At 45.2% G+C, this 24,655-nt stretch carries 23 protein-coding genes; 14 read left to right on the top strand and 9 right to left on the bottom strand.

Annotation, left to right across the window (positions count from 1 at the left end; translation table 11 throughout):
- The first annotated feature begins 27 nt into the window (after positions 1 to 27).
- Together AB4161_RS19280 and AB4161_RS19275 are read left to right on the top strand one after the other, a co-directional pair.
- A complete protein-coding gene (locus tag AB4161_RS19280) occupies positions 28 to 1,590 on the top strand; it encodes a glutamate synthase-related protein (protein ID WP_372072968.1) in 1,563 nt (520 codons plus the stop codon).
- 325 nt (positions 1,591 to 1,915) lie between these two features.
- Positions 1,916 to 2,437, top strand: a complete 522-nt coding sequence (locus tag AB4161_RS19275) for an NADPH-dependent FMN reductase (RefSeq protein ID WP_372083960.1) — start codon at positions 1,916 to 1,918, stop codon at positions 2,435 to 2,437.
- A gap of 118 nt (positions 2,438 to 2,555) precedes the next feature.
- Here AB4161_RS19275 and AB4161_RS19270 read toward each other — a convergent pair whose 3' ends face one another.
- A complete protein-coding gene (locus AB4161_RS19270; protein WP_136975921.1) occupies positions 2,556 to 3,368 on the bottom strand; it encodes an enoyl-CoA hydratase/isomerase family protein in 813 nt (270 codons plus the stop codon).
- Positions 3,369 to 3,498: 130 nt separating this feature from the next.
- Between AB4161_RS19270 and AB4161_RS19265 the strand changes: the two genes are divergently transcribed.
- The 4 genes from AB4161_RS19265 (at position 3,499) to AB4161_RS19250 (ending at position 6,143) form a co-directional block, all read left to right on the top strand.
- Positions 3,499 to 4,458, top strand: a complete 960-nt coding sequence (locus AB4161_RS19265; RefSeq protein WP_372083958.1) for a LysR family transcriptional regulator — start codon at positions 3,499 to 3,501, stop codon at positions 4,456 to 4,458.
- Positions 4,459 to 4,611: 153 nt separating this feature from the next.
- On the top strand, positions 4,612 to 5,061 hold the full coding sequence (soxR, locus tag AB4161_RS19260; RefSeq protein ID WP_017062186.1) for a redox-sensitive transcriptional activator SoxR: 450 nt from the start codon (positions 4,612 to 4,614) through the stop codon (positions 5,059 to 5,061).
- Positions 5,062 to 5,206: 145 nt separating this feature from the next.
- Positions 5,207 to 5,587, top strand: a complete 381-nt coding sequence (locus tag AB4161_RS19255) for a VOC family protein (RefSeq protein WP_017062185.1) — start codon at positions 5,207 to 5,209, stop codon at positions 5,585 to 5,587.
- 136 nt (positions 5,588 to 5,723) lie between these two features.
- Positions 5,724 to 6,143, top strand: coding sequence for a globin (locus tag AB4161_RS19250; RefSeq protein ID WP_017065249.1), 420 nt, complete (start codon positions 5,724 to 5,726; stop codon positions 6,141 to 6,143).
- Positions 6,144 to 6,254: 111 nt separating this feature from the next.
- On the opposite strand, the gene AB4161_RS19245 is transcribed toward AB4161_RS19250, so the two are convergent.
- A complete protein-coding gene (locus tag AB4161_RS19245) occupies positions 6,255 to 7,025 on the bottom strand; it encodes a DUF481 domain-containing protein (protein ID WP_102320542.1) in 771 nt (256 codons plus the stop codon).
- Between the two features lie 138 nt (positions 7,026 to 7,163).
- Here AB4161_RS19245 and AB4161_RS19240 point away from each other — a divergent pair, with 138 nt between their 5' ends.
- Entirely contained in the window at positions 7,164 to 7,553 is a 390-nt protein-coding gene (locus AB4161_RS19240; RefSeq protein WP_017071827.1) for a DUF4345 domain-containing protein, read from the top strand.
- Between the two features lie 9 nt (positions 7,554 to 7,562).
- Positions 7,563 to 9,065, top strand: coding sequence for an arylsulfatase (locus AB4161_RS19235; RefSeq protein ID WP_372083957.1), 1,503 nt, complete (start codon positions 7,563 to 7,565; stop codon positions 9,063 to 9,065).
- 56 nt (positions 9,066 to 9,121) lie between these two features.
- Here AB4161_RS19235 and AB4161_RS19230 read toward each other — a convergent pair whose 3' ends face one another.
- The 4 genes from AB4161_RS19230 to AB4161_RS19215 form a co-directional block, all read right to left on the bottom strand.
- Positions 9,122 to 10,159 carry a LacI family DNA-binding transcriptional regulator gene (locus AB4161_RS19230; RefSeq protein WP_017065252.1) on the bottom strand — a complete coding sequence of 346 codons (1,038 nt, stop codon included), beginning with the start codon at positions 10,157 to 10,159 and terminating at the stop codon, positions 9,122 to 9,124.
- 197 nt (positions 10,160 to 10,356) lie between these two features.
- Positions 10,357 to 11,442 (bottom strand): porin, encoded by a 1,086-nt coding sequence (locus AB4161_RS19225; RefSeq protein WP_372083954.1) that lies wholly within the window; start codon positions 11,440 to 11,442, stop codon positions 10,357 to 10,359.
- A gap of 248 nt (positions 11,443 to 11,690) precedes the next feature.
- On the bottom strand, positions 11,691 to 12,707 hold the full coding sequence (locus tag AB4161_RS19220; protein WP_017065254.1) for a nuclear transport factor 2 family protein: 1,017 nt from the start codon (positions 12,705 to 12,707) through the stop codon (positions 11,691 to 11,693).
- 125 nt (positions 12,708 to 12,832) lie between these two features.
- Positions 12,833 to 14,137 carry an MFS transporter gene (locus tag AB4161_RS19215; protein ID WP_017065255.1) on the bottom strand — a complete coding sequence of 435 codons (1,305 nt, stop codon included), beginning with the start codon at positions 14,135 to 14,137 and terminating at the stop codon, positions 12,833 to 12,835.
- 348 nt (positions 14,138 to 14,485) lie between these two features.
- Between AB4161_RS19215 and AB4161_RS19210 the strand changes: the two genes are divergently transcribed.
- Both AB4161_RS19210 and AB4161_RS19205 read left to right on the top strand, forming a co-directional pair.
- Positions 14,486 to 16,027, top strand: a complete 1,542-nt coding sequence (locus AB4161_RS19210; RefSeq protein ID WP_017065256.1) for a sodium:solute symporter family transporter — start codon at positions 14,486 to 14,488, stop codon at positions 16,025 to 16,027.
- Between the two features lie 26 nt (positions 16,028 to 16,053).
- Positions 16,054 to 17,424, top strand: coding sequence for an L-serine ammonia-lyase (locus tag AB4161_RS19205; protein WP_017065257.1), 1,371 nt, complete (start codon positions 16,054 to 16,056; stop codon positions 17,422 to 17,424).
- A gap of 99 nt (positions 17,425 to 17,523) precedes the next feature.
- On the opposite strand, the gene AB4161_RS19200 is transcribed toward AB4161_RS19205, so the two are convergent.
- The gene (locus AB4161_RS19200; protein WP_017065258.1) at positions 17,524 to 18,009 is read right to left on the bottom strand and encodes an Lrp/AsnC family transcriptional regulator; all 486 of its coding nucleotides are present in this window, start codon (positions 18,007 to 18,009) and stop codon (positions 17,524 to 17,526) included.
- 122 nt (positions 18,010 to 18,131) lie between these two features.
- Between AB4161_RS19200 and AB4161_RS19195 the strand changes: the two genes are divergently transcribed.
- Positions 18,132 to 18,731, top strand: coding sequence for a LysE family translocator (locus tag AB4161_RS19195; protein ID WP_372083952.1), 600 nt, complete (start codon positions 18,132 to 18,134; stop codon positions 18,729 to 18,731).
- Positions 18,732 to 18,867: 136 nt separating this feature from the next.
- Here the strand turns inward: AB4161_RS19195 and ahpF are convergent, their stop codons facing one another.
- Both ahpF and ahpC read right to left on the bottom strand, forming a co-directional pair.
- Positions 18,868 to 20,460 (bottom strand): alkyl hydroperoxide reductase subunit F, encoded by a 1,593-nt coding sequence (ahpF, locus tag AB4161_RS19190; RefSeq protein WP_372083950.1) that lies wholly within the window; start codon positions 20,458 to 20,460, stop codon positions 18,868 to 18,870.
- A gap of 198 nt (positions 20,461 to 20,658) precedes the next feature.
- Complete coding sequence (ahpC, locus tag AB4161_RS19185) at positions 20,659 to 21,216, bottom strand: alkyl hydroperoxide reductase subunit C (RefSeq protein WP_016798107.1); 558 nt, start codon at positions 21,214 to 21,216, stop codon at positions 20,659 to 20,661.
- A gap of 461 nt (positions 21,217 to 21,677) precedes the next feature.
- On the opposite strand from ahpC, the gene AB4161_RS19180 reads away from it, so the two are divergent.
- The 3 genes from AB4161_RS19180 (at position 21,678) to AB4161_RS19170 (ending at position 24,563) form a co-directional block, all read left to right on the top strand.
- The gene (locus tag AB4161_RS19180; protein ID WP_017065982.1) at positions 21,678 to 22,169 is read left to right on the top strand and encodes a VOC family protein; all 492 of its coding nucleotides are present in this window, start codon (positions 21,678 to 21,680) and stop codon (positions 22,167 to 22,169) included.
- A gap of 279 nt (positions 22,170 to 22,448) precedes the next feature.
- Complete coding sequence (locus AB4161_RS19175) at positions 22,449 to 23,825, top strand: uracil-xanthine permease family protein (RefSeq protein WP_372083948.1); 1,377 nt, start codon at positions 22,449 to 22,451, stop codon at positions 23,823 to 23,825.
- A 246-nt stretch (positions 23,826 to 24,071) separates the two neighbouring features.
- Positions 24,072 to 24,563, top strand: a complete 492-nt coding sequence (locus tag AB4161_RS19170; protein ID WP_102393691.1) for a VOC family protein — start codon at positions 24,072 to 24,074, stop codon at positions 24,561 to 24,563.
- Positions 24,564 to 24,655: the final 92 nt, after the last annotated feature.

The following is a 24,655-nucleotide window of genomic DNA, read 5'->3' as shown; positions in this document are numbered from 1 at the left end:
TCATAAGAAAGAAAAGGTGAGCGAACCATGAAGAGTCCAGTAATTGCGGATAACAAACCCGTTAAAGTAGAGCTGACGAAGGGAGAGAAGTATTACTTCTGTACCTGTGGGAAGTCGAAAAACCAACCGTTTTGTGACGGTTCTCATGCCGGTACGGGGTTCAAACCGAAAAGCTTTGTCGCCGAAGAGAGCGGAGACGCCTACCTTTGTCGCTGTAAGTATTCCAACAACCTTCCTTTCTGCGATGGCACTCATAAACAGTTTACTGCGGAACAAATTGGGCAAGAAGGCCCTGAAGTTAACATTCAAGCGACAGCCCCTGATTTATCTCCAGCGGCAACCGCAACCAAAGAAGAGCCTACCGTGGAGTTTATTCATCAGTTAGCGCGTGATGGTTTATCTAAGGTTGGGCATCATGGGCCAATGACCTCTATGGGCGTGCCAAGACATCTATTACCTCACTGGGACGATATTCAAGTGATGGTCGCGCAAATGGCGACTAAGCCTTTGCTAGAAAATGTGCCTGTTGGTACCGAACTGATTATTGGCCCCAAAGCGAAGAAGCCGCTTAAATTGGACATCTCTTTGTTTGTGTCTGATATGAGCTTTGGCTCGCTATCTGAAGAAGCAAAAGTCTCATTGGCGAAAGGTGCCGAACTCGCAGGGACGGGTATCTGCTCCGGTGAGGGCGGTATGTTACCCGAAGAGCAAGCGGCGAACTCTCGCTACTTTTATGAATTAGCCAGTGCTCAGTTTGGTTACGATGAAGCTAAGCTCAAAAACGTTCAAGCCTTCCACTTTAAAGGCGGGCAGGGTGCCAAAACCGGAACGGGCGGGCACTTACCGGGCGCGAAGAACATAGGCAAGATCGCGGAGGTGCGTGGCATTGAAGCGGGCACGGCAGCGATTTCTCCACCCACCTTTGTCGACCTTAACACGGTCGAGGATTTTAAAAAGTTCGCCGACCGTGTTCGAGAGGTGACAGGCGGTATCCCGATTGGCTTTAAGTTAAGTGCCAATCACATCGAAGAAGACATTCAGTTCGCGCTTGATGCCAGTGCCGATTACATTATCTTAGATGGGCGTGGTGGCGGTACAGGGGCGGCGCCAGAAATGTTCCGTGACCATATCAGTGTTCCCACTATTCCAGCACTCGCTCGCGCTAGAGCGTATCTCGATAAACAAGGGGTCAGTGACAGAGTCACATTGATCATCACGGGCGGCTTGCGCGTGCCGATGGATTTCGTAAAAGCGATGGCGCTTGGTGCTGATGGTGTCGCTATCTCAAACAGTGCCATGCAGTCGATAGGTTGTGTGGCGGCGAGAATGTGTAACACCAATAATTGCCCTGCTGGTATTGCAACTCAAAAAGCCGATTTACGTCAGCGTTTGAATGTCGAGAAAGCATCGAACCAGCTTAAGAACTTCTTTGAAGCCTCGACAGAATTAATGCAAGTGATGGCGAGGGCATGTGGGCATGATCATTTGAATCAATTTAACCCTCATGATTTGGCAACATGGAATCGCGAAATGGCCGAGCTATCCGGTGTCGCTTACTCTGGTGTCTGTCCATTAAATCACTTTAAGTAAATAATACTTCGATAGAGCACACTCAATGTATTTTGGGTGTGCTGACTTTTTCCTGTGTAATGCCAACCTATGTTAAACCTTTCATAATCAACTGCTTTATAAGTGTTTTTAAACTATTTCCTATATTTTGAAAATATCGCTTTACCTCAAGTTAACTTGAGGTTTTATCATCATCCCCAATCTAAAAACACAATCTATCACCTTGTCGCCTAGTGCAGGTTTTGATGTTATCAAACAGACGTTACGAATCTTCAGTTATGAATTTTGAGCTCCGTAATTGAAGTCATGAGTGCAAAAAGGTGAGAAAAATGAACAAGGATCAACAATGAAAGTATTAGCGATTGGCGCGACCAACAGTACAACATCAATTAATCAACAACTTGCAGCGTACACCGCAGGTTTAGTCGAAGGCGCGCAAGTCGAGGTGCTCGACCTTAATGATTTCGAGATGCCAATTTACAGCGAGAAAAGAGAGCAAGATTCAGGTGTTCATCAACACGCTCAACGCTTTTTTAGCAAGATTGGCGAAGCAGATGCTGTGGTCATCTCTTTTGCAGAGTATAACGGCTCATACACCGCAGCTTTTAAGAATGTGTTTGATTGGACATCACGAATCGACATGAAAGTGTATCAAGGTAAACCTGTGGTTATGCTCTCCACATCACCAGGCCCCGGTGGCGCAAGCTCTGTGTTGTCGTCTGCGGTAAATTCCGCACCTTACTTTGATGCTGATGTGAAGGGGTCGATGTCGGTGCCAAGTTTCTACGACAACTTTAATGTAGAAACGGGTGAGATCATCAATACCGAAATGGCCGAGAGCCTGAAATCGATCATGAGTCAGATCTAACTGCTTCAGTGAGTGAGAGAATTACTACATCGGTGCACAGATAAATAGATAAATAGATAAATAAGTAGATACATACATAAATGGCCATCAAGCGATGGCCATTTAATTGCGTCATTATCTATTGTGATAACTCTGCTGCGGTGTCAACGAAGATACCTTGAATGTCTTTCGCTTCACGCTCAGTTTGACCACCGTGTTTTAGAAACGCACCGATAATTGCTGCGGTTTTCTGCTCTTTTGCGCGCTCTAAGAAGTAACGAAGTTCTAGTTCAGCGCCCGCTTGCTCATCTTTGATTGAGGCAGCGATGATCTCTTTGTACATCACGATATCACGTACTTCTAATTGGCTGATTACACCGAGTGTCGCTGCTAAGAAACCCTCTAGCTCTGCCTTCGGTACAAACTGCGTGATGATGTTACGCTCTTCTGCTTGTTGAGCCGTAAAATCGTTACCAAGCAGCAAAGCTTGTAGCGCTTTGTTTTTGCCCATGCGTCTTGCAAATTGAACTGCGCCTTGGCCACCCGTTGGGATGTTTACATGAATTTCTGGTTGTGCGAACGCCGAGTTTTCAGTGCCGTAAGCAAGGTCACACGCCATCACAAATTCATTTCCGCCCCCACGAGCTACGCCATCAACTACCGCGACAGAGACTTGTTTCATCGCTTTAATGTTCTCAATCATGTGGTTGAATTCAATCGAACCAGCTTGTCCACCTTGTGTACCGTTGATCACATTGAGATCTAGGTGAGCCAGAAAGAAGCTCTCATGTAATGATTTGAAGACCACAACCTTAGTATCACGATCATCTTTCAATGAAAGTACAAAGGCATTGATCTCGTTGATCAAGTCGAAAGTCAGCACGTTCACTGGTGGGTTGTTGATCGATACTGTTGCGATGCCATTTTGGTTAGTCACAGATAGTAGTGTCATGGGGTGTTCCTCTATTAGGTCGGGACTGAATGTTGTCTCCGTTATGTGCAGCTACTATAGATTTGTAATAAGATGAGAAAAATAGTCATATTGGCACTTGATTGGTGCCTTAAATGCAACAAAGGGCGTTATGGATATATCGAGTCGTTTATTATTGTTACTTGAAGTGGTTGAGCTGGGTTCGTTTGTCAAAGTGGCGGAGCAAAGAAACGTCGACCGTTCCGTTATCTCTAAACAGATCAGCCGTCTTGAAGAAGAGCTGGATGTTCGGTTACTCAATCGAACCACTCGTTCGTTATCTCTGACAGCTGCAGGCAATGAGATGGTCAATCAAGCGCATCAGCTTCGTGCACTGTTGAACGATACTCGACGCTTGGCGCAAAATTATCATGCAGAGCCTCGAGGGTTATTAAGAATCACCAGCTCGACCATGTTCGGTCGACAATATGTTCAGCAGGCGATTGCGGTTTTCCAGAAGCAGTATCCAGATGTTGATTTTGAATTGAGACTCGAAGACCGAATCGTCGATATGGTTAAAGAAGGGTTTGATATTGGTTTCCGTATTGGTAAGCCCAAAAACTCCAGCCTAATCAGCCGTAAGATAGCCAGAAGTCGATTGCTGATTGTCGCTTCACCTGAGTTCATTGCTCAGCATGGCGAGATCAACACCATCGAAAAGTTAGAGTCATTACCTGCGACTATCTATGCCGCTCCGGGTTTGTTGACTGATAAGTTTTCTTATGTCGATCAAGAGGGGCAAGCGCAGCATTTCCAGCTTAATGCCGCTTATAAAGTGAATGACGTTGAGATGATTTCCAAGAGCGCGCTAACTGGCAGTACTCTCGCGGTTGTCACGGCGCAGATGATTGAAGATGAAGTGCTCAGTGGAGAGTTAGTGCCTATTATGACTCACTTAAACTTGGATGACTTTGGCACTTTCTATGCGGTGTACCCACATCGAGATGCACCCATAAAAACCAAGCTCTTCATTGATACATTGAAAACCATTGTCGGTGAAGATAAACCTGTGTGGGAGCAAGGCATTCCCGGGTTTGACGACATGTATGGTAATCAGCGAACAAAATCATAGCTCAAAAAAATCAATACGTTAGGTTGCTTTGTTGCGCGTATTTTGTAATCTAGCCCAAACCTAAGTTTGAACGCAAACTTCAAGTTAAAATGAACTATATTATACTGGTTATTATCAGGAAGAAACGGCTATTCAAACAGGAAGTGAAAGATCATGAGAAACATCGTATACCTCACCATAGGCCAGTTGGCTGAGCGCAGTGGCGTGGCTCCTTCGGCGTTACGTTTTTACGAAACCAAGGGGTTGATTGCTTCGATTCGTACTAACGGAAATCAGCGCCGTTATCAGTCGGCGATGTTGAGACGAATTGCGTTGATCCAAGTCGCGCAGTCGATAGGCTTCACGCTGGAAGAGATCACCGAAGAATTATCGACACTGCCGATGAACCATACCGCGACTAAGCGAGATTGGGAGCGCGTTGCTAAGAAGTGGCAGGGGCAACTCGACAGTAAAATGGCGCAGATTAAATCGCTACAAGAGAACTTAACCGGCTGTATCGGTTGCGGATGCTTGAGTATGCAAAAGTGCAACTTGCTAAATCCTGATGATATCTTGCATGACCAAGGGCAGGGCGCACAACGAATTGTTGAACAGACTAACTGAGTTCCCGAAAGGCATGGAACAGCGAACTAAGTTTCAGGTGTTTGCTCAATGGGTTAAGCAACAGTTGTGACCGAATAGCGTGCCTAGACAAACACGAATTATAGGTCTAGTTTAGATGGTTCTTTCAATAAAGAAGAGGTTAGTTATGTTCAGCCATGTTTTTCTCGGTACCGATGATATTGAACGCGCGAAGGCTTTTTATGACCCAATCATGAAAGTGCTTGGTTATAGCGAAGGCTCTGTTGATCCCAAAGGGCGCTGTGTTTACGTTAGCCAAACGGGTGTGTTGGGCTTAACGAAGCCGATTGATGGTCAGCCTGCGACTCACGGCAACGGTATGACGGTGGGTTTTCTTGCGTCTTCTCCTGAAGTTGTAGATGAGTGGCATCGAGTTGGCGTCGAAAATGGCGGTACCAGCATTGAAAATGGCCCCGGAGCGAGAGGTTCTGACGAGCGTCGCTTGTACATGGCTTATTTGCGAGATCCTGATGGAAACAAGATTTGTGCAACGCACTTTATGCCATAGTTCGCTTTATGTCATTGTTCATTTTATGCCACAGTGGCGTATACTTAGATCATATTGATGGTTCGGAGTTGGCTAAGTAGCGGCTCTGGACTTGTTAGCTTCCCGATGACTCAAAATTTTGCAAAGGACTGGCTAGATGAAACCGAACGAACTGTTTTATGAAAGTTTTGAGCGCTGCCGGATTGACCAAGAATTTCTCGAAACGTTTTTGGCGGATTTTTGCGAGCATAATCCAAGATTTTCAGAACGTTTTGAAAATATAGGGTTAGAGCAACAAACCAAGATGCTTAAAGCCTCGATCATTCTTATCTATAACTCTGCGGGTCTGCCGAGCGTACGAAACTCGGTAAAAAAGCTTGGGAAGCGACATAAAGATTTAGGAATGGATATCTCTGAGCAAGAACTCAACGAGTGGTTCAATTCGTTACTCAATACAGTTAAAAAATATGACCCTCACTACGATGAAAGCGTCGAACAAGCTTGGACAGAAACTCTCGAGGCCGGCTTAACTATCATGAAGAAAGAGTGCGTAGTTCCAAACACTGTGAATAACTAGGTCGTTGATGGGTAGTTTTGCTTGTTCGTTAGTTAAAACCGGCATTAACTCTTGAAAGATTGACATTGTCAGGTAAGCCTAACGATATCAGGCTTACCTCTTATTGTTTGACTAGAAATGAGCAGCCCAACCAATCAGGAACCCTTGCGATGCGGTATCGTATTCAAAGGTCCCCTTGTTTTCGTAATCAACCCAGGTCGATTTGTAGGCAACATTTAAGTCAGACCAACTGTTTATCTGGTATCGCACGCCAGTTAACAGAGATGAGGTAAAGTTGGTGTCACTACCAAGCCCTGCATCAATGGTTGCGTGAAACTTCCAATCCTTATTGATCTGCGTTATCCATCTCACACCTACTTGGTAGTCAACCCAATCTTCATCAAGTGATCGGTCGACACTTAACCTACCACCTGAACCGTAAAGCTTGGTATCAATGTCGTTATCCCACCAACGAAGCCCAAACAGATAATCAATCGTGCCAAAATCGTATTGGTAGCGCTTAAAACCCTTCACATCTAAAACACCTTGTCGGATATCAAGGTTGCCTCTTAATAACTCTGCGTTGGATCCTAATACCGAGTTTGTTTTTCCGCTTAGTTTCATGAAGCTGTAGTCAATGTAATAGCCCCATTGATTGTCATAGTCACCCTCTAAACGCACCATTGCGGTCATATCAAGATGATCCATGATGAATGAAGGATCAACATCAACATCTGCTGACAAATTACCAATGGTGCTGTCTCCACGAATATTGAGTGCGAGCGCGTAGATTTCGAAACTATGTTGCCACTTTTTTGTATCCATCGGTGTACTTGCTTCTTGCGCACTTACGGTTGAACTAGCCATTAATACTGAGGCGATTAGGTAACGCCATTTAGCCATATCGATATCCTTATCTTTTGTGTGAAGTAGCAAGTTTATGAATGTGCCTTCCGGGGGGCAATTTTCATATATGCAACTTGTATATTGCTGATTGTAGACTATGTTTTTTGAAATGAGCCAAGTTAAAAGAGTTAGGGTATGAAGCCACAGAGTATTTTCTTGTTCGTTGCAGTTTTAGGTTTAACACCTATTGCACTGTCTTATGGTTATGCCCCCGTAGTCTCTCTTGACTATCTATTTGGTATCGACGCCACACCCATCAACGTTACTCATATCTTTCGTGCAGTGATGGGGCTTTATTTGGCTCTGGCGTTGTTTTGGGTGTTTGGCGCACTGTTCAAAAAGTATCGACTGCCAGCGCTCTATAGTTTGGTGGTATTCATGTTGGGTTTAGCTGCCGGACGAGTCATCAGTTTGGTGGTGGATGGCATGCCGCATTGGCTACTTTTTGTTTATCTAATATTGGAGTTGGGCTTTGGTTTAGTTGGTTTAAAAATGATTCATAAAGAGCAATCTGAAACAGTATAAGGACATTCTATGAAAAGGATTTTCCACCTTGTTGTGATGAGTGTGTTGAGTAGCTTTTCGCTATCGGCATGGTCAGCACAAGAGCAACCGAATATTTTTGTTATCTTCACGGATGATATTGGGATCTCAAACCTGAGTGCTTATCACAATGGTGTGATGAGTAGTGAAACACCAAACATCGATAGTATTGCTGAAAAGGGCATGCTACTCACAGATTATTATGCGCAGCCATCGTGTACGGCCGGGCGCTCTGCATTCTTAACGGGGCAGTTACCAGTGCGAACGGGTATGCACACGGTGGGCTTACCGGGTGGGCCTGTTGGGCTGCATGCGGATACGCCAACACTACCAGAAATTCTCAAAACCATGGGTTACGTGACTGGTCAGTTTGGTAAAAACCACTTGGGTGACCGTGATGAATTCTTACCAACAATGCACGGCTTCGATGAGTATTGGGGTTGGTTGTATCACCTGAATGCGATGGAATACACCGAAGATCCAGACTGGCCAAAAGACGGTTCGTTGGATGCTTTTGCGCCTCGCAATGTGATTTACGCGAAATCCGATGGCAAAGGCGGACAAACTATTGAAGACGATGGCGCGCTAACTATCGAGCGTATGCGCACACTAGATGATGAAGTAAATAAGCACGCGATCAACTTCATCGAAAGGGCGGTTGAAGCGGATAAGCCATTTTTCACTTGGTACTGTCCATCACGCGGTCACGTTTGGACGCACCTGTCACCTGAATACGAAGCGATGCTCGGTCAAAACGGTTGGGGACTCCAAGAAGTGGTCATGAAAGATCTTGATGATCACGTCGGTGAGATGATGGCGAAGATGGAAGAACTCGGTATTGCTGACAACACCATCATCATTTTCACTGCCGATAACGGCCCAGAGATCATGACTTGGCCAGATGGCGGTATGACACCTTATCACGGTGAGAAAGGCACAACTTGGGAAGGTGGCGTAAGAGCCCCTGCATTGGTTAGCTGGCCGGGTAAAATCCCAGCGGGTACTTTAGGCAATGGCATCTTTGATGGTATGGATTGGTTACCCACTCTTGTCGCTGCGGCTGGTGGTCCAACGGATCTAAAAGAAAAACTGCTGAAAGGTCACGATGGCTTTAAAGCGCACCTTGATGGTTACAACCAAGTGGATATGCTGACCGAGAAAGGCGAGTCAAACCGTAAAGAGATCTACTACTACGAACGAGACAAGCTGCAAGCGGTTCGTGTTGGTGATTGGAAGGCGCATTTCATCGTGCAAAACCACGGTTGGAGTGGCCCTAAAGAAGAGCTAAACGCCCCATTACTGTTTAACTTGCGCCGTGACCCGTATGAGCGAGCGGCCGAAGAATCGGGCATGTACTTGAAGTGGATGGGACAAAAAATGTGGGCATTTGGCCCGGCTCAAGCGGCGGTACAGCAACACCTAGCGACCTTCAAAGAGTGGCCACCTAAGACGCCTGACTCTCCGGCAGAGAAGACCGGTGGTGTAGGTAACTAGTTAAATATCATAAAAAATCCCGCTCACACTGAGCGGGATTTTTGTTTGAAAGCGTCTTAACGTTGGTTCTGTTTTAGCGTCGTGTTTCGTTCAATGAACTTCACTGGCACCATCAGCTTAACCAAGCTTGTGTCTTGCTCTTGAATCTGGCTAACGACAATTTTCACTGATTCACGTGCAAGGCGTCTGAAATCTTGCTTGAAGGTAGTGAGTTGGTAGTTCAACCATTGAGTCTGTGGGATATCGTCAAAACCAATCACTTGAAGATCTTCTGGAATACGCAGGTTAAATTCTAAGCGCGCCACATCCATTACTGCCATCGCGAGGTTATCTGTCGCACAGAAAATCGCTTGAGGATGTGTGGGTTCTGAAAACAGAGTCCGAATGGTATCTAGAGCATCAAGGTAGTCATAGTCAGCTTCAATAACACGAGCTTGCTTGCCTGTTAGATCTTCGAATTCTGAGCAAAAGCCCGATTCACGCTCGCCGTTGGTGTAGGTTGGCACGTTACCTGTCAGGTAAACCGCTGACTTTGTTCCTACGCTATGTAAATGTTGAGCGGCGACTTGGCCTGCGGCGTAGTTGTCACTTATTACATGGCTACTCTTAGTCCCCTCAACTACACGAGCATACTGAACAATGGGGATGTTGAACTCTTCACACTCTTCATAAAGCGACTTATTAAAGGTCGCCGAAGCAGCAATTACGCCATCAACTCGGTATTGGAAGATATTAGGAATCGAGTGGTTGTCGTTTCCATCCACTTGCCAAGGAATCAATACCGCAGAGTAACCCTGCTTTTGTAGCTCAGTAGAGATAAGCTGCAGAGTTTTCATGTGGATAGGGTAGTCGGCATCTGGGAAAACTAAGCCAATCAATTTGGACTCATTTGTCGTCAGACTGCGGGCAAAGGCATTGGGACGATAGTTCAACGATTTTGCTGCATCGAACACTTTTTGCTTGGTCTTTTCAGACACTGAACTGCCCGGGACAAATACACGAGATACAGTTGATTGAGAAACGCCAGCAAGTTTAGCGACATCTTTAGAGGTGACGGTTGGCTTTGACGCCGTGGAGTGTTTTGGAGAGCTCATAGACCATACTTTTGAACCAAATTGATTGTGCATAGAGTAACATAATTAGGTACGTACTCAAAAATACAATATGCCATGATTGGATGAAAAATAAGGGTTAATAGAGAGTGTTGAATATTATTCTGGGTATGACCCAAAAAAGCTCTGCGTAAGAGCAGAGCTTTGTTTAAAGAATTTATGAATCGACTAACTGGGCGTTAGAAGTAGTAACGAATACCTGCAGCGAATTGGTCGTCTCTGTTTTCGAATTTACCGCCAACGAACTGATCTTTACCTAGGTCGAATTGGTACTCAGTCCAAACTAGGAATTTGTTCTTCTGGAAGTGGTATTCAACACCAGGAATAAGCAGGTTACGCTCATAGCCATCTGTTTGGTCATCACGATCTTCCATGTAGTTGTAGTTCAACGTAGGGCGTAGGCCATTGTCGAAGTGGTAGTAAGTGTAGATTTCACCACCTAGGGTATCGAACATTACATCCGTACCGCCTTGGCTTACAGCTTCCCAGTTTTCGCCAACATGGAAAGTGGCACCTGCGTAGAAGCCGCCGTTGCTGTAGTTCGCACCCAATAGCATGATGCGCATGTTGTCGCCATTTTCTACGCCAACCACACCTGAGTCTAGGTCTGCAATTTCATTTTGGTGGTAAGCTGCACCTAGTGTTACGCCATCAACCGGTTTGTAAGTGATTGACGCACCCATTCCGTTTTTCAATGAAGCTGTCGCATTACTCGCTAGTGCCACTTCTTCACGTGTCGTTTGGTAAGTGAAGCCGTAGCTTACTTGGTCGTTGATCGAGTTACGGTAAGTAATGGAGTTTTCTGCTCGACCTGTACCAGATGCAATACCCCAGTCAGAAAGGTTGTAAACACCTGAGCCGCGAGTACCGAAGACACGACCTAAGTCGGTGTACCATGCTACGTCATAAAAAGTAGACCATTGCTTAGTACCTGCTGCGATCTTGCCGTATTTGTCGTGCTCTACGCCTGCGTATAGAAGTCGGTCGTAAATATTGTCGCCGTTAGCACCTGAGTTGTAACCCCATTCAGCATGGCCAAAGCCAGTCCAGCCGTTATCGAGTCCCATTTGACCTTTAAGGCCGAAACGAGAGCTACCGCTGTTCCACTCACCGTTGTGGTCGCCACCCTTATCTTGGTAACGAACGTCGAAACGACCGTCTAAAGTAAGGCTATCGCCCGCGTCATTGGTAAAAGTGTGTGCAGCAAAAGCAGAACCTGAGGTAAGTGCTGTCAGGATCACTGCTGAAAGAATCGACTTTTTCATTGTAATTCTCTTTATTCAGGCCGTAGAAAGCCACCGTGCTTTCAAGCCCGTTATATTGGTAATGGTTTGGCAGGGTGTACCCCATCCATGAGGCACTAGTAGATTCAGTTATTAGTGGAGCAATAATGAATTGGTTGGAGCACTTACTAGGAGCGAGAAGGGTCCCCCAGTAAGCGTGGCAACCTAAATCAGATGTCTATTTAGGTTGCCACTATTTCGTTTCAATCTTTTGGATTAAAGCGTATCGATTACAGCGTTGGGTTCATGATGCTTGAAGTGCGTTCGAACACATCTAGACCTTGCTGTTGTAGCCAGTAAGGAAGGTCGATAAGAACCCAGTTCTCAGACAGTTTGTCACCGTCACGGTAGTAAACGTCAACTACTTGCATGTTTGCACGTACTTCACCGCCAGTCATACCTAGGAAGCCACCTGTTGGTGTGTTTGATAGGTTTGGCCAACCGAAGAAACAAGAGAAGTTACCTTCAGCGAAACGACAAACGTGGCCGTTGAACTTCTTGTCTTTCAGGTTGTTACGGAAAGGAAGTTGGTGCTGTTGTTGGTAGCGAGGAATTGTGTAAGACGCGCCGATACCACATGGGCCGTACCAAATCATGTCTTTTGACCAGCTCTTCGCTAGTACTTCTGGTGGGCAACCCATCGCGCCGCTGTCGTTAAGAGCAGACAGGTCATCAACCATTTTGTTTACTAGAGCAAGTGTCGCAACACCTTCTTCTGGAGCCGCGTCTTCGAATAGCAGACCGTCGTGGTTACGTGGGCCAGGGTATACGAAGTGCTTACCAGTTGATGGTGGAAGTGGGTAGCAACCCGCTTGATCCATCATGCCTAGTAGGTCTAGAAACAGGCCTGTCTTAGTGATTTTGCCATCAACAACACAGTTAAATTCTGCGTAGCGAACGTTCATGATCTTGCCAGTTGGGCGCATACCTAGGTATTCAGCGTCGAATAGACCCATGAAGTGACCCATGCTCATTACCCAAATCTCATCTGGGTTAACTTCGTTGTTACCACCGATGAAGATGTCTTGACGACGCTGCATGCGAGTCATTGACTTCATCATTGGTGCCCAGAATACGTCAGCTGCTGCTTGTGCGCCTTCTTGCTCACGGAATGGGTAAACACCGCGCCACAAGTAATCTTCAGAAGTGTGTGCTTTTAAAACTTCAGCAACGTTCTCGTGAGTTGCGTTTTCCATTGCATCGAAGTATTCACGAACAATGCGTTTCGCTTCTTGATATTTAGACATAATAATTTCTCTTTGTGTTGTCGAGTCAACATTCGGAACAGGACTCGATTTGGATTTTGTTACCGGCTGATTTATCAGCCGGCTTTAAACTTTTCGTATTTGAACTTCAGCGTATGAGTGTCGAATTAAGCTTTTGCTGCTTCAGCTTTTTTGCTCTTATCGAAGACGCCACCTTTTAGAGTTTCAGGCAGTGTTAGCCATAGTAGGCCGGCGATAATCCATACGATTGGTGAGCCCCACATTGCTGTTTGTAGGTCGGTACGCTCTTGGATGAAGATAAGAACCATTGGTGCCCACATGCCGATAATACGACCGCCATGGAATAAAGCTGCACCATAGCTACGCAAGCGTGCTGGGAACAATTCAGAGAAGTAACCGCCCCATACTGCAGAAGCAGACAGGCCGAAGTTGTAGATAAGACCCAGAAGAGCCAGCATGTTTAGGCCGCCAATCATCATGTCGCCAGGTGCGACAAAGAAGATAGAAACCATGATACCTGCGAGGATGAAGCCGAACGCGTTGATCTTACGACCGTACTTATCTGCTGCCCATCCCCAGAACCAAGCACCGAAGAGTGAACCAAATGCTGAGATAGAGAAGATCAAACCGATGGTTGCACCATCAAACATACGAACATCTTTCAGGTAGGTAGTTACAAAGCCACCGAAGAATTGGAATCCGTAGAAGTTAAGACCAGAAAGAAGTAAACAAGTAATCGTAATTTTGCGGTAAGGCTTGCTTAACATCTCACCCCAAGAACCTTTTTTAGCTTCGGTTACTTCCCCAGCTGTATTGGTTGTTGTTTGTTGATCTTCTTCACCGTAGGCGATCACAGTTTTGTCGCTTGGTAATACAAAGATCATTAACGCTGCTGCTACAAGCGGTGGAATACCACCTACCCACATTAGGCTCTGCCAAGGTGCATCAACACTTGTAATGAAGGCTGCGTAAGCGCCCATTGCCACTAAAGCAACAGAGAACATTGAAGAAGCAAAAGCAGTCAACTTACCGCGAACCGTTGGTGTAAATAGGCCAATCATCAAAGATACAGCTACAGTGAAGTAACCACCTAAAGATAGTCCAATGATGAAACGCATTGCAGCCCAAGTGGCGTAGTCGGTAAACATCATGTTGATGATGGTTGCACCACCGTTTAATGCCGTAATTGCTATTAGTGTGGACTTCTTGCCGAACTTGGTTGCGAACCATGCACAGCTCAGAGCACCAATCAGAGCACCAACCGACTGCCAAGTGTAGAACTGAGCGGTATCAGAAAGGCTAATACCAGCATATTCTTCCACAATGTATGGGCGTACGTAGTCAATAATTACAAAGTTATAACAATAAAAAAAGTAACCTACTAGAATTGCTAGATATGCGGCTACCCTTTGAATCATAGGAACTTCGCTCATGTGTTTTTTAATGGTCATGACCGATAAACCTTTATTTTATATAGGGTGGTTTTGGTTTTAATTATTGTGTGTTGATTGTTTAGTTTCATCACACCGTCTTCATTTCGGGAGAGATAATAGAATTTTTGTGGTTGTTAGATCCGTGATCAAAGTCAATTTTAAAATGAGTGCGTACCCATTTTGTGCATTTTAGTGATCTTGATCTCATTTAACTGGGTTTTTGTGCTTTGTGGGGTGGTTTGAGTGTTTAATCGTCTATCTTAGTGATAATAGTCACACTTATTGTGGGTTTTTGAGGGAAAACATCCATTTTTGAGTACTATTGGCAGCGAATTAATTGCGACATACAATAAACGGAATCTAAAAATGGTTACGTACTCAAGTTTTGTGGTTATTGCTCTTTATGTGCTAACTACTTTGTTTATCAGCTACTTAGTTAATAGGCGCTATAGCGTCGGTGGCGACTTTTCGACTGGTGGAAAACAGTTTGGTTGGTTTACGGCAGGTGTGTCGATTCTTGCAACCTACATCAGCGCAATGACGTTCGTTGGCATGCCGGGCTGGGTTTATAGCTCAGGCATGGAAGCGATGAGCGTACATTTGAACTATCCAATAGTGATCTTTTTCACTGTGCTTTTCTTTGTTCCGGTGTTTTACAAGCTCGGCCTAACCTCGATTTACGAATACCTAGAGCACCGCTTTGGCGTTGTTGCTCGCACGATCAATTCCATCGTGTTCATTGTGGTTCAGTGTATTTCGGCAGGGGTTATTCTGTATGCGGTAGCCCTGATCTTAGTGCAAGTGCTGCCAGTGAGTATCTCTGAGGCGATCATCTACATCAGCGTATTTACTGCGTTGTATACCTATGCGGGTGGTATCTCGACTGTAATCTGGACTGACATGCTTCAGTCAGCAGTGTTGATTATCGGCAGCATTGCGATCTTTGTTTTATTGCTGATGAAAATCGATGCGGGCGAGATGTTGTCTCCTGAACATTTGAATATCATCAATCTCGATTTTGACTTAGGCGTCGATACCACATTGTGGGCCGGCGTAGTGGCTGTGAGCTTCTTGCACCTGAGTGTGTATGGCACTAACCAACTGATTATTCAAAGAACATTGGCGACTAAGTGTGTTAAAACAGCGCAAAAATCGATGTTGCTTTGTGGCTACGGCGCATTTTTTGTTTATCTGTTCTTTGCTGTGATGGGGGTGCTGTTAAGTGTCTTTTATCAAGACAGCAGTTTTGAAAACAGCAACGAAGTGATTCTCGATTTTGTGTTTAACCATACCAACCCAATCATTGTTGGTTTGGTGATCTCAGCACTTTCGGCTGCGGCAATGTCGACATTGGATTCCACCTATAACTCAATGGCGACGGTCGCAACGTTCGATTTCTATAAGCGCTTCTTCCGTAAGCAAGCCTCTGACGCGCACTATGAATCAGTGGCTAGAAAAATGAGCCTGGTTGCTGCAGCGTCGGTTGTTGTGCCTGCGTTACTGGCTGTTTCTAATGAATCAGTGCTTAAAACGATTGCGAGCTTAACCTCTATTTTTGTTGGTATTCGCCTTGGCTCTTTCATCTTGGGTTTGTTCTTCAAACAAGCAAACGAGAAAGGCGTAATTGCGGGCAGTATTGGCAGTGTGGCCGTCGTATTCATCGCCAAATACAGCGGAATAGCTTGGCCTTGGTTTGCCTTGATTGGCACTGTGGTTTTCTTAGTGTTAGGTGTTGTTGTGAGCCGCTTCTGGGGAGAGGTAACCGAGCAACAAAATGAATTTATAGAAAAGCAAAAGCATTTGTTTGCAAAGCCTACCGCGAGTCATTATGGCTTGTTGGTGTTCGCTGTTGTGACGATTGCTGCTTGTACTGTTATCCCTGATTGGCTTTATGCCGCTCTTTCTTAATTGACCGATTTTTTACTGGTATATCTATGTTATCGATCTTTGATATCTACAAAATTGGTGTTGGGCCATCGAGCTCTCACACCAACGGCCCAATGATTGCGGGTTTCCATTTCACACAATTAATCGCTGATAAAATCGCAGAAGTGACGCGTATTCAGGTGGATTTATACGGTTCTTTGTCATTGACTGGCATAGGTCACCACACCGACAGAGCTACAATATTGGGGCTACTCGGCAATAAACCAGACACCATCAAAATCACCAGCGCAAACCAAGCAATGCGTCATGCCGTAGACAGTGGTGAGATGGATTTAGCGGGCACCAAGCACATTGCCTTCAACTACGAAACCGACATGTTGTTCCACAAAGACAATCTGCCTCTGCATGAAAATGGCATGATGATTACTGCGTTTGACCAGAGTGGCAACGTGATTGTCGATGAAACTTATTATTCGATTGGCGGCGGTTTTATCGCAACTGCTGATGAACTGCAAAATGGTACTCAAACCCAAGCGGTAGAAGTTCCTTTCCCGTTCAAAAACGCCGATGAAATGCTTCAACAAGCTGACAATAGTGGGATGAGCCTCGGTGGTATGATTCTAAAAAATGAAGCGGAGTTCGAAGGCGCTGACATTATTTCAGAGAAAGCGGATCAAATCTGGCGAGTGATGAGTCGTTGTATGGAGCGTGGCTTTGAAACCGAAGGCATTCTTGATGGTGGTTTGAACGTAACTCGTCGTGCGCCTAACCTACTGAAAAAGTTAGAAGCGAATGCGGCGGTTGAAAACGACCCAATGGAAATCATGGATTGGATTAACTTGTTTGCGTTTGCGGTTAGCGAAGAAAATGCGGCTGGTGGCCAAGTGGTAACATCACCAACCAATGGTGCGGCGGGCGTTATTCCTGCTGTGTTGATGTACTACCATCGCTTCATTAAAGAGTTGGATACTAAGCAGTTAAAAGATTTCTTAGCGGTATCGGGCGCGATTGGTATTCTGTACAAAACTAACGCTTCGATCTCTGGTGCGGAAGTGGGATGCCAAGGTGAGGTAGGCGTATCATCCTCTATGGCGGCTGCGGGATTAACGGCACTACGCGGTGGCAGCAATGAGCAGATCTGTATTGCGGCGGAAATCGCGATGGAACACTCATTGGGTATGACTTGTGACCCAATTGGCGGCTTGGTTCAAGTGCCGTGTATCGAGCGAAATGCGATGGGTGCGATGAAGGCAATTAATGCATCTCGCATGGCATTGAAGCGAAACAGCAAGTCTTTGATCTCACTCGATAAGGTCATCGCAACCATGTACCAAACCGGTAAAGACATGAACAAGAAATATCGTGAAACATCACTCGGTGGTTTAGCCTTGATCCATTTAGCTCATCCTTGTGAATAGCTAAGCCAGTTAACCCAGTAAATAATAACGTTAAGCCCAGAGCCTTAGACTTTAGAAATCTATCGCGGCTGGGCTTTTTGTTTTATGTGTTTTAGGGAGCTAATCTGAAAGCGGTAATCGATAGCTGTTTTTCAACTCTTTTACTGAGATGTTCGACTGAATCGCACTCACGCCTTTGACTCGTCTGATCGAGCTAATACGCTCAAAGTACTCTTCCAAATCTTTGGCCAACACTTGCACCATGTAATCGGCGCCGCCTGCAATGCAGTGACACATAGGAATCCAATCGGTTACCGCGACAAATTCTTCGAATGGTTCTGTGTTTTCAACTTCATGGTTACCCAAGGTCACAAGAGTAAAACCAGCCACATGAAAGCCTAATTTCTTACGATTCAGCTTAGCGGCGTAACCATCGATATAGCCAGTTTCCTCCATGCGTTTCCAACGACGCCAGCATGGGGTTTCGCTGAGGTTGACCTTCTCTGCGAGCTTGCTGTTGCTCATGCGTCCGTCTTGCTGGATATGCTCTAAGATGGCGATATCTGTGTCATCTAACACTTCTTTGGTGGATTCTTTCTGTTTCATGGCTATTTTAGAAAAGTCTTGCTCAAATTTGGATTAATATTAGCCTATATAGCAATTTAATTCCTAGTCGAATCTGTAAACTCTCCCCCTATAAATACTTTACTTATTAGGAGTGAGAGGAAATGAGCTCTCAATTAATGCTGGCGTTCTTGCTATTTTCAACATCAATTGCAATTACCCCTGGGGCAGGCAATATCGCATTACTTGGGGTTTCAAGTCGTTATGGATTTGCTGCGACTTTACCTTTTATCTCTGGGAACGCTGTTGGCATCATCATCGTACTGGCGGGTTCTAGTGTCGGTTTGGTGAGCCTATTTACCCTTTACCCAGAGCTATACAGCATTTTGAAATACGCGGGTGCGGCTTATTTGCTGTTCATGGCGTGGTCGATTGCGAATATGCAAATCGAAGAAAGCACCACCGACAATCGTTCAGGCTTTGTGTCGGGTGTGTTGGTGCAGGTGTTAAATCCTAAAGGTTGGATAGCGTCATTAACCGTGTTTTCGCAGTTCATCACTCCGAATGCAGATTACTTGATTCAAGTCGTGACCATTATCGCGGGTATGGTGATTACCGGTGTACCGTGCATGTTGGTGTGGGCGTATTGCGGCACCATGCTTAAAAAGCTACTGCAATCACCAAAACAGATGATGTTTGTGAACCGTTGCTTGGGCGGAAGCTTAGCGATGGTGGTTGCCTTTATGCTTTATCAACCGGCGTAAATCACAAAGAAAAAAACCACTCATAAATCCATAGGAGTGGCGTCTAAATGTCGACTAAGTCGTTAACAGTAAAGAATTAAGTTAACAAATATTTAAGGAACTTGAGTTAAAAGCTTTAAGCTTTTCAGTGTAAAGGTTAAGCGGTTTCAGCCTCTTTAACTGGAGCTGAGTTACGGATTAGGTGGTCAAATGCACCTAAGCTTGCTTTCGCACCTTCACCCATCGCAATGATGATCTGTTTGTAAGGTACGGTTGTCACGTCACCCGCTGCGAACACACCTTTCATAGATGTTGCGCCATGAGCGTTAATTTCAATTTCACCGCGTGGTGAAAGCTCTACCTTTGAACCCTTCAACCATTCGCTGTTTGGCATCAGGCCGATTTGTACAAAGATACCTGCGAGTTCGATCTGTTTAAGTTCATCGGTGTTGCGGTCTTTGTATTCCAGACCAGTTACGCGAGTTCCATCACCCAATACCTGTGTGGTTTGAGCCATCTTGATGATTTCGATGTTTGGCGTTGCGTTCGCTTTGTCGATAAGTACTTGGTCAGCGCGCAGTGTGTCCGCAAACTCAAGCACAGTTACGTGTTCCACGATACCTGCTAGGTCGATAGCCGCTTCAATACCTGAGTTACCGCCACCGATAACCGCTGTTTTTTTGCCTTTGAACAATGGACCGTCACAGTGTGGGCAGTAAGCGACGCCTTTATTGCGGTACTCTTGCTCACCCGGAACGTTCATTTCACGCCAGCGAGCACCGGTACTTGTGATAACCGTGCGAGCTCGTAGTGTTGCGCCGCTCTCTAGCTCAACGTGGATGTAGCCGTCTTCAGTGTCTTCTGCTGCAATGATGTTTGCAGCGCGCTGCTCAGTCATCACTTCAACACCGTACTCTTTTACGTGCTCTTCAAGGCTTGCCACTAATTTAGGGCCAGTTGTCGCTTTTACTGAGATAAAGTTCTCAATCGCCATGGTGTCCATCACTTGGCCGCCGAATCGGTCAGCAACCACACCAGTACGAATGCCTTTACGTGCAGCATAAATTGCCGCTGAAGAACCTGCAGGGCCGCCGCCTACAACCAATACATCAAACGGTGCTTGTTGGTTTAGGTTTGCTGCTTTCTTTTCCGCTGCGCCTGAATCAACCTTGTTAAGGATTTCAGCCAGTGACATACGGCCTTGACCAAATAGCTCACCATTAACGAATACACTTGGTACTGCCATGATGTCGCGAGACTTCACTTCATCTTGGAATGCTGCGCCGTCGATCATCGTTGTCTTAACCAGAGGATTAATCGCCGACATCATATTGAAGGCTTGAACCACTTCTGGACAGTTTTGGCATGAGAGCGAGATAAAAATCTCTACATTAAGCTCTTGATCGAGTTCTTTAATTTGCTCGATTACGTCCGCTTCAAGCTTGATAGGGTGACCACCACTATGAAGCAGTGCTAGAACCAGTGACGTAAATTCGTGACCCATTGGCAAACCGGCAAAACCGATCGCGGTGCCTTTCTCTTGGTTCACGACCTGCATGATAGGGCTGCGAGTGCTTGCGCTGTCATCGCGAGTCACTTCAATTTTATCGGTTAAAGACGAGATGTCATTCGCCAGATCTTGAAGTTTGTTCGCGGTGTCGCTGCCATCCAGGCTAAGCACTAACTGAACATTGGTTTTTAGGTTTTCTAGGTATGCTTTTAGCTGCTGCTTCATTGCTTGATCTAACATAATCGTGCCTGCTCTTAAATTCTGTGTCTTGGTATTGACCAATACCTTCTTGCTGAAAAAGGAAAATAAAAAGGGGGCGCAAGTCGGCAAATATTGTGGTGTTGATGTTTTGAAAGGGTGGCGCGCGACTGCCCTTTAGGAGGGGGGCCGAAGCGCGCCTGTAGAACCGTTTAGCTATTCTTGTTAGCTAGGCTTAGATTAAATCTTGCCTACTAGGTCTAGAGATGGCGCTAGAGTCTCTTCGCCTTCTTTCCATTTAGCTGGGCAAACTTCACCTGGGTTAGCGGCTACGTATTGTGCTGCTTTAACCTTGCGTAGTAGGTCTTCTGCGTCACGGCCGATGCCTTCAGCTGTGATTTCCATTGCTTGGATAACGCCTTCAGGGTCGATTAGGAACGTTGCACGGTCTGCAAGGCCTTGACCTTCACGCATAACGTTGAAGTTATTTGTGATGTTGCCAGTTTGGTCGCCTACCATGAAGTATTCGATAGTGCCGATTTTGTCAGAAGTATCGTGCCATGCTTTGTGAGAGAAGTGAGTGTCAGTTGATACTGAGTAAACTTCTACGCCGCGAGATTGAAGCTCTGCGTATTTGTCTTGTAGGTCAACTAGCTCAGTTGGACATACAAACGTGAAGTCTGCTGGGTAGAAGAAGAATACAGCCCACTTGCCTTTAACGTCTTGCTCAGTGATTTCTACGAATTCGCCGTTTTTGAATGCTGTTGCGTTGAATGGTTTGATTTCTGTGTTGATCATGATTTGACTCTCTTTCTAATTTATAGTGTTTAACGCTATCCCGCGTCGATGTAGATATATTGCATTGCCACCGAAAATTAGTGAAATCGGACATTTCTATAGATTCAATAGGCGAATCCTATCTTCGAAAGGAAAAGGCTATCGGTAAAAGCTATCAACAAAAACAATTAACAAAAGCCATCAAACATCAACAACCCCAATTTGAGTAGCTATGCTTTTTAGGTTGTTCTCTATTTAGGTAAGCAGTATTTGGTTTAGTATCTATGTAGGTAAGGGGAAGTACGGTTTCTTTACGCGAGTTGAGTTGTTATACCAATCTGTAAATAACAAAAAATTATCATTGATATAATTTATGATAATTTCAGTTAATCGTCACATCTCCATATACTCTCTTCATCGAAACGAAACATCGAAGCCAGTCTTCGAAACGCACAGAATTAAAAACGAATTTGGAGCAAGTTATGAAAATGAATCACGTAGGCATCATGGTTGGCGACATGGACAAAGCAGTCGAGTTTTACACTAAGGCTCTGGGTCTAAGAATCGTAATGAACAACACTAAGGTTTTGGAAGAGCGCGAATCAGCAATCGGCCGTATGTGTATCGCAGTATTTGGCGAAGGCTTCAAAGGCTTCAACATTGCACACCTAGTCACATCTGATGGCATCGGTGTTGAGCTGTTCGAAATGAAAGATCGTCAAGAGCGTCACGAAGTAGACTTCTCTCGTCTAGGCATCTTCCACTTCTGTCTGCAACTTCCAAAAGAGCAGTTTCATTCAGCTATTAAGCGCGTTGAAGAGTTTGGCGGTAAGGTTCGTATGGACATCATGCGTTACCACCCAGAAGACGAACTAAAACAAGCGCAAATGGTTTATCTAGAAGACCCGTTTGGCAACCTATTCGAATTTTACTCGCACACATACGAAGACACCTACGCGACTGATTACGAGTAATAGCGTTACTGCCTTCCATAGGTAGAAAAACCGAAACACCCCCTAAAGAGGATTGGTAGCGATACCAATCCTTTTTTGTGTCTGTAGGGCTAAATTTGGGAACATCGGATAAACTATCGGTTGCACTAAAACAAGCCGACATTGTTGCTCTATAGTGCAACATTGGACTGATTGAAAACTTAACTGATTGATAAATATGATGTTAAACCATTGGCATATATGTTGCTCTATTGCCTTTATGTAAATTGTATACAATAAAAAATACATAAAGGAAGTCACATGGAACAGAACAGTGAATTGATCTACGGATTAGACGATCGACCATCAGTTAAAGCAGCCAGTTACGCAGCGTTGCAGCATGTATTAGCCAGTTTCGTTGGTATTATCACGCCCACACTCATTATTGGCGGTGTGCTTGGGTTGGGTGAGCACATTCCTTATCTGATCAGCATGGCACTGATGGTGTCTGGGGTCGGTACCTTCATTCAAGCGAGAAAAATAGGGCCAGTTGGCGCAGGGATGATCTGTGTCCAAGGAACCAGCTTTGCGTTCTTGGGATCTGTATTAGGTGCAGGTTTTCTGGTTAAAGCGAATGGAGGTGGGCCAGATGAAATGCTCGCTACCATTTTCGGTGTCTGCTTCTTTGGTGCATTTGTTGAAATCGTACTATCGCGCTTTATCGAAAAGTTGAAAGTGGTGATCACCCCAGTTGTAACCGGAATCGTTATCACCACAATTGGCATCTCTTTGATTAAAGTTGGCGTCACAGATATTGCTGGTGGCGTTGGTGCCGAAGATTTTGGCTCTGGAAGCAATCTGATGTTGGGTGCCATCGTCCTCGGAACCATAGTCGTGCTTAACCTGAGTAACAATAATATGGTTAGGCTGTCGTCGATTTTAGTTGGGTTGGTAGTTGGCTGGGGCGTTGCCATTTTGATGGGTAAAGCGTCTATGGTTTCTTTTGCTTCTCAACCGCTATTGAGTATTCCTGTCCCATTTAAATATGGCTTCGCTTTTGATTGGCAAGCCTTCCTGCCTATCGCTTTTATTTACTTGATTACCGTTATTGAAACCACGGGTGACCTTACCGCCAACAGTATGTTCTCAGGGCAGCCAGTTAAGGGGCCAAAATACATCAATCGACTCAAGGCTGGCGTGCTAGGTGACGGTGTGAACTCGCTCATCGCAGCGGTATTCAATACTTTTCCGAACACGACTTTCAGCCAGAACAACGGTGTGATCCATTTTACGGGGATCGCGAGTCGCTACATCGGCTACTTCATTGCCGCGATTCTTTTTCTGTTAGGGTTATTTCCCATCTTAGGTGCGGTTTTAATGACGATTCCAAAGCCAGTATTGGGCGGGGCGACATTAGTGATGTTCGGTACGGTTGCTGCGGCGGGCATCAAAATCATCGCCAATGAAAAACTGGATCGCCGCAGAATTATGACGATTGCCATCTCACTAGGCTTAGGGCTTGGGGTGATGCTAGTGCCGGATTTATTGAAAGAAGCACCCAAGCTAGTGCAAAGCATATTTGGGTCACCTGTAACCATGTCTGGTATTGCCGCGCTTGTGACTACCGGGTTGATGTCTTTGGTGCCTGAAACAAAAGCCAAGCAGATTTCGAACGTCGTACAGACCAGTAAAGCGTAACGGGCTTCTTCGTGCTGAACTAAGGATGTTTAACTAGAGCCACATGACATATGTGGCTCTCAACTTTAACTTATTGTGTGACGTGTTGGCATCTCACTTAACTTGGTAAATAACATAAAATTATCATTAATATAAATTATGATAATTTCAGTTAATCGTCGTATCTCCATATACTCTCTCCATCGAAACGAAACACCGAAGCGAGTCTTCGAAAAATACAGAATTAAAGAGAATTTGGAGAAAGTTATGAAAATGAATCACGTAGGCATCATGGTTGGCGACATGGACAAAGCAGTCGAGTTTTACACAAAAGCGCTAGGTCTAAGAATCGTAATGAACAACACTAAAGTGATGGAAGAGCGCGAATCAGCAATCGGCCGCATGTGTATTGCAGTATTTGGTGAAGGCTTTAAAGGTTTCAACATTGCTCACCTAGTAACATCTGATGGCATCGGTGTTGAGCTGTTCGAAATGAAAGAGCGTCAAGAGCGTCACGAAGTTGATTTCTCTCGCTTAGGTATCTTCCACTTCTGTCTGCAACTTCCAAAAGAGCAGTTTCATTCAGCGATTAAGCGTGTTGAAGAGTTTGGCGGTAAGGTTCGTATGGACATCATGCCTTACCACCCAGAAGACGAACTAAAACAAGCACAAATGGTTTACCTAGAAGACCCGTTTGGCAACCTGTTCGAGTTCTACTCGCACACATACGAAGACACGTACGCGACTGATTACGAGTAATCGCGTTACTACCTTCCATAAGGTAGATAAACCGAAACACCCCCTAAAGAGGATTGGTAGAGATACCAATCCTTTTTTTGGTGCGCCGAGCA

It is taken from the genome of Vibrio sp. 10N.286.51.E5, from assembly GCF_041469125.1.
In the GTDB taxonomy this organism is placed as follows: Bacteria; Pseudomonadota; Gammaproteobacteria; order Enterobacterales; family Vibrionaceae; genus Vibrio; species Vibrio crassostreae_C.
The sequence above is the reverse complement of the archived record's forward strand: the minus strand, read 5'-3'. Positions and strand labels throughout refer to the sequence as shown.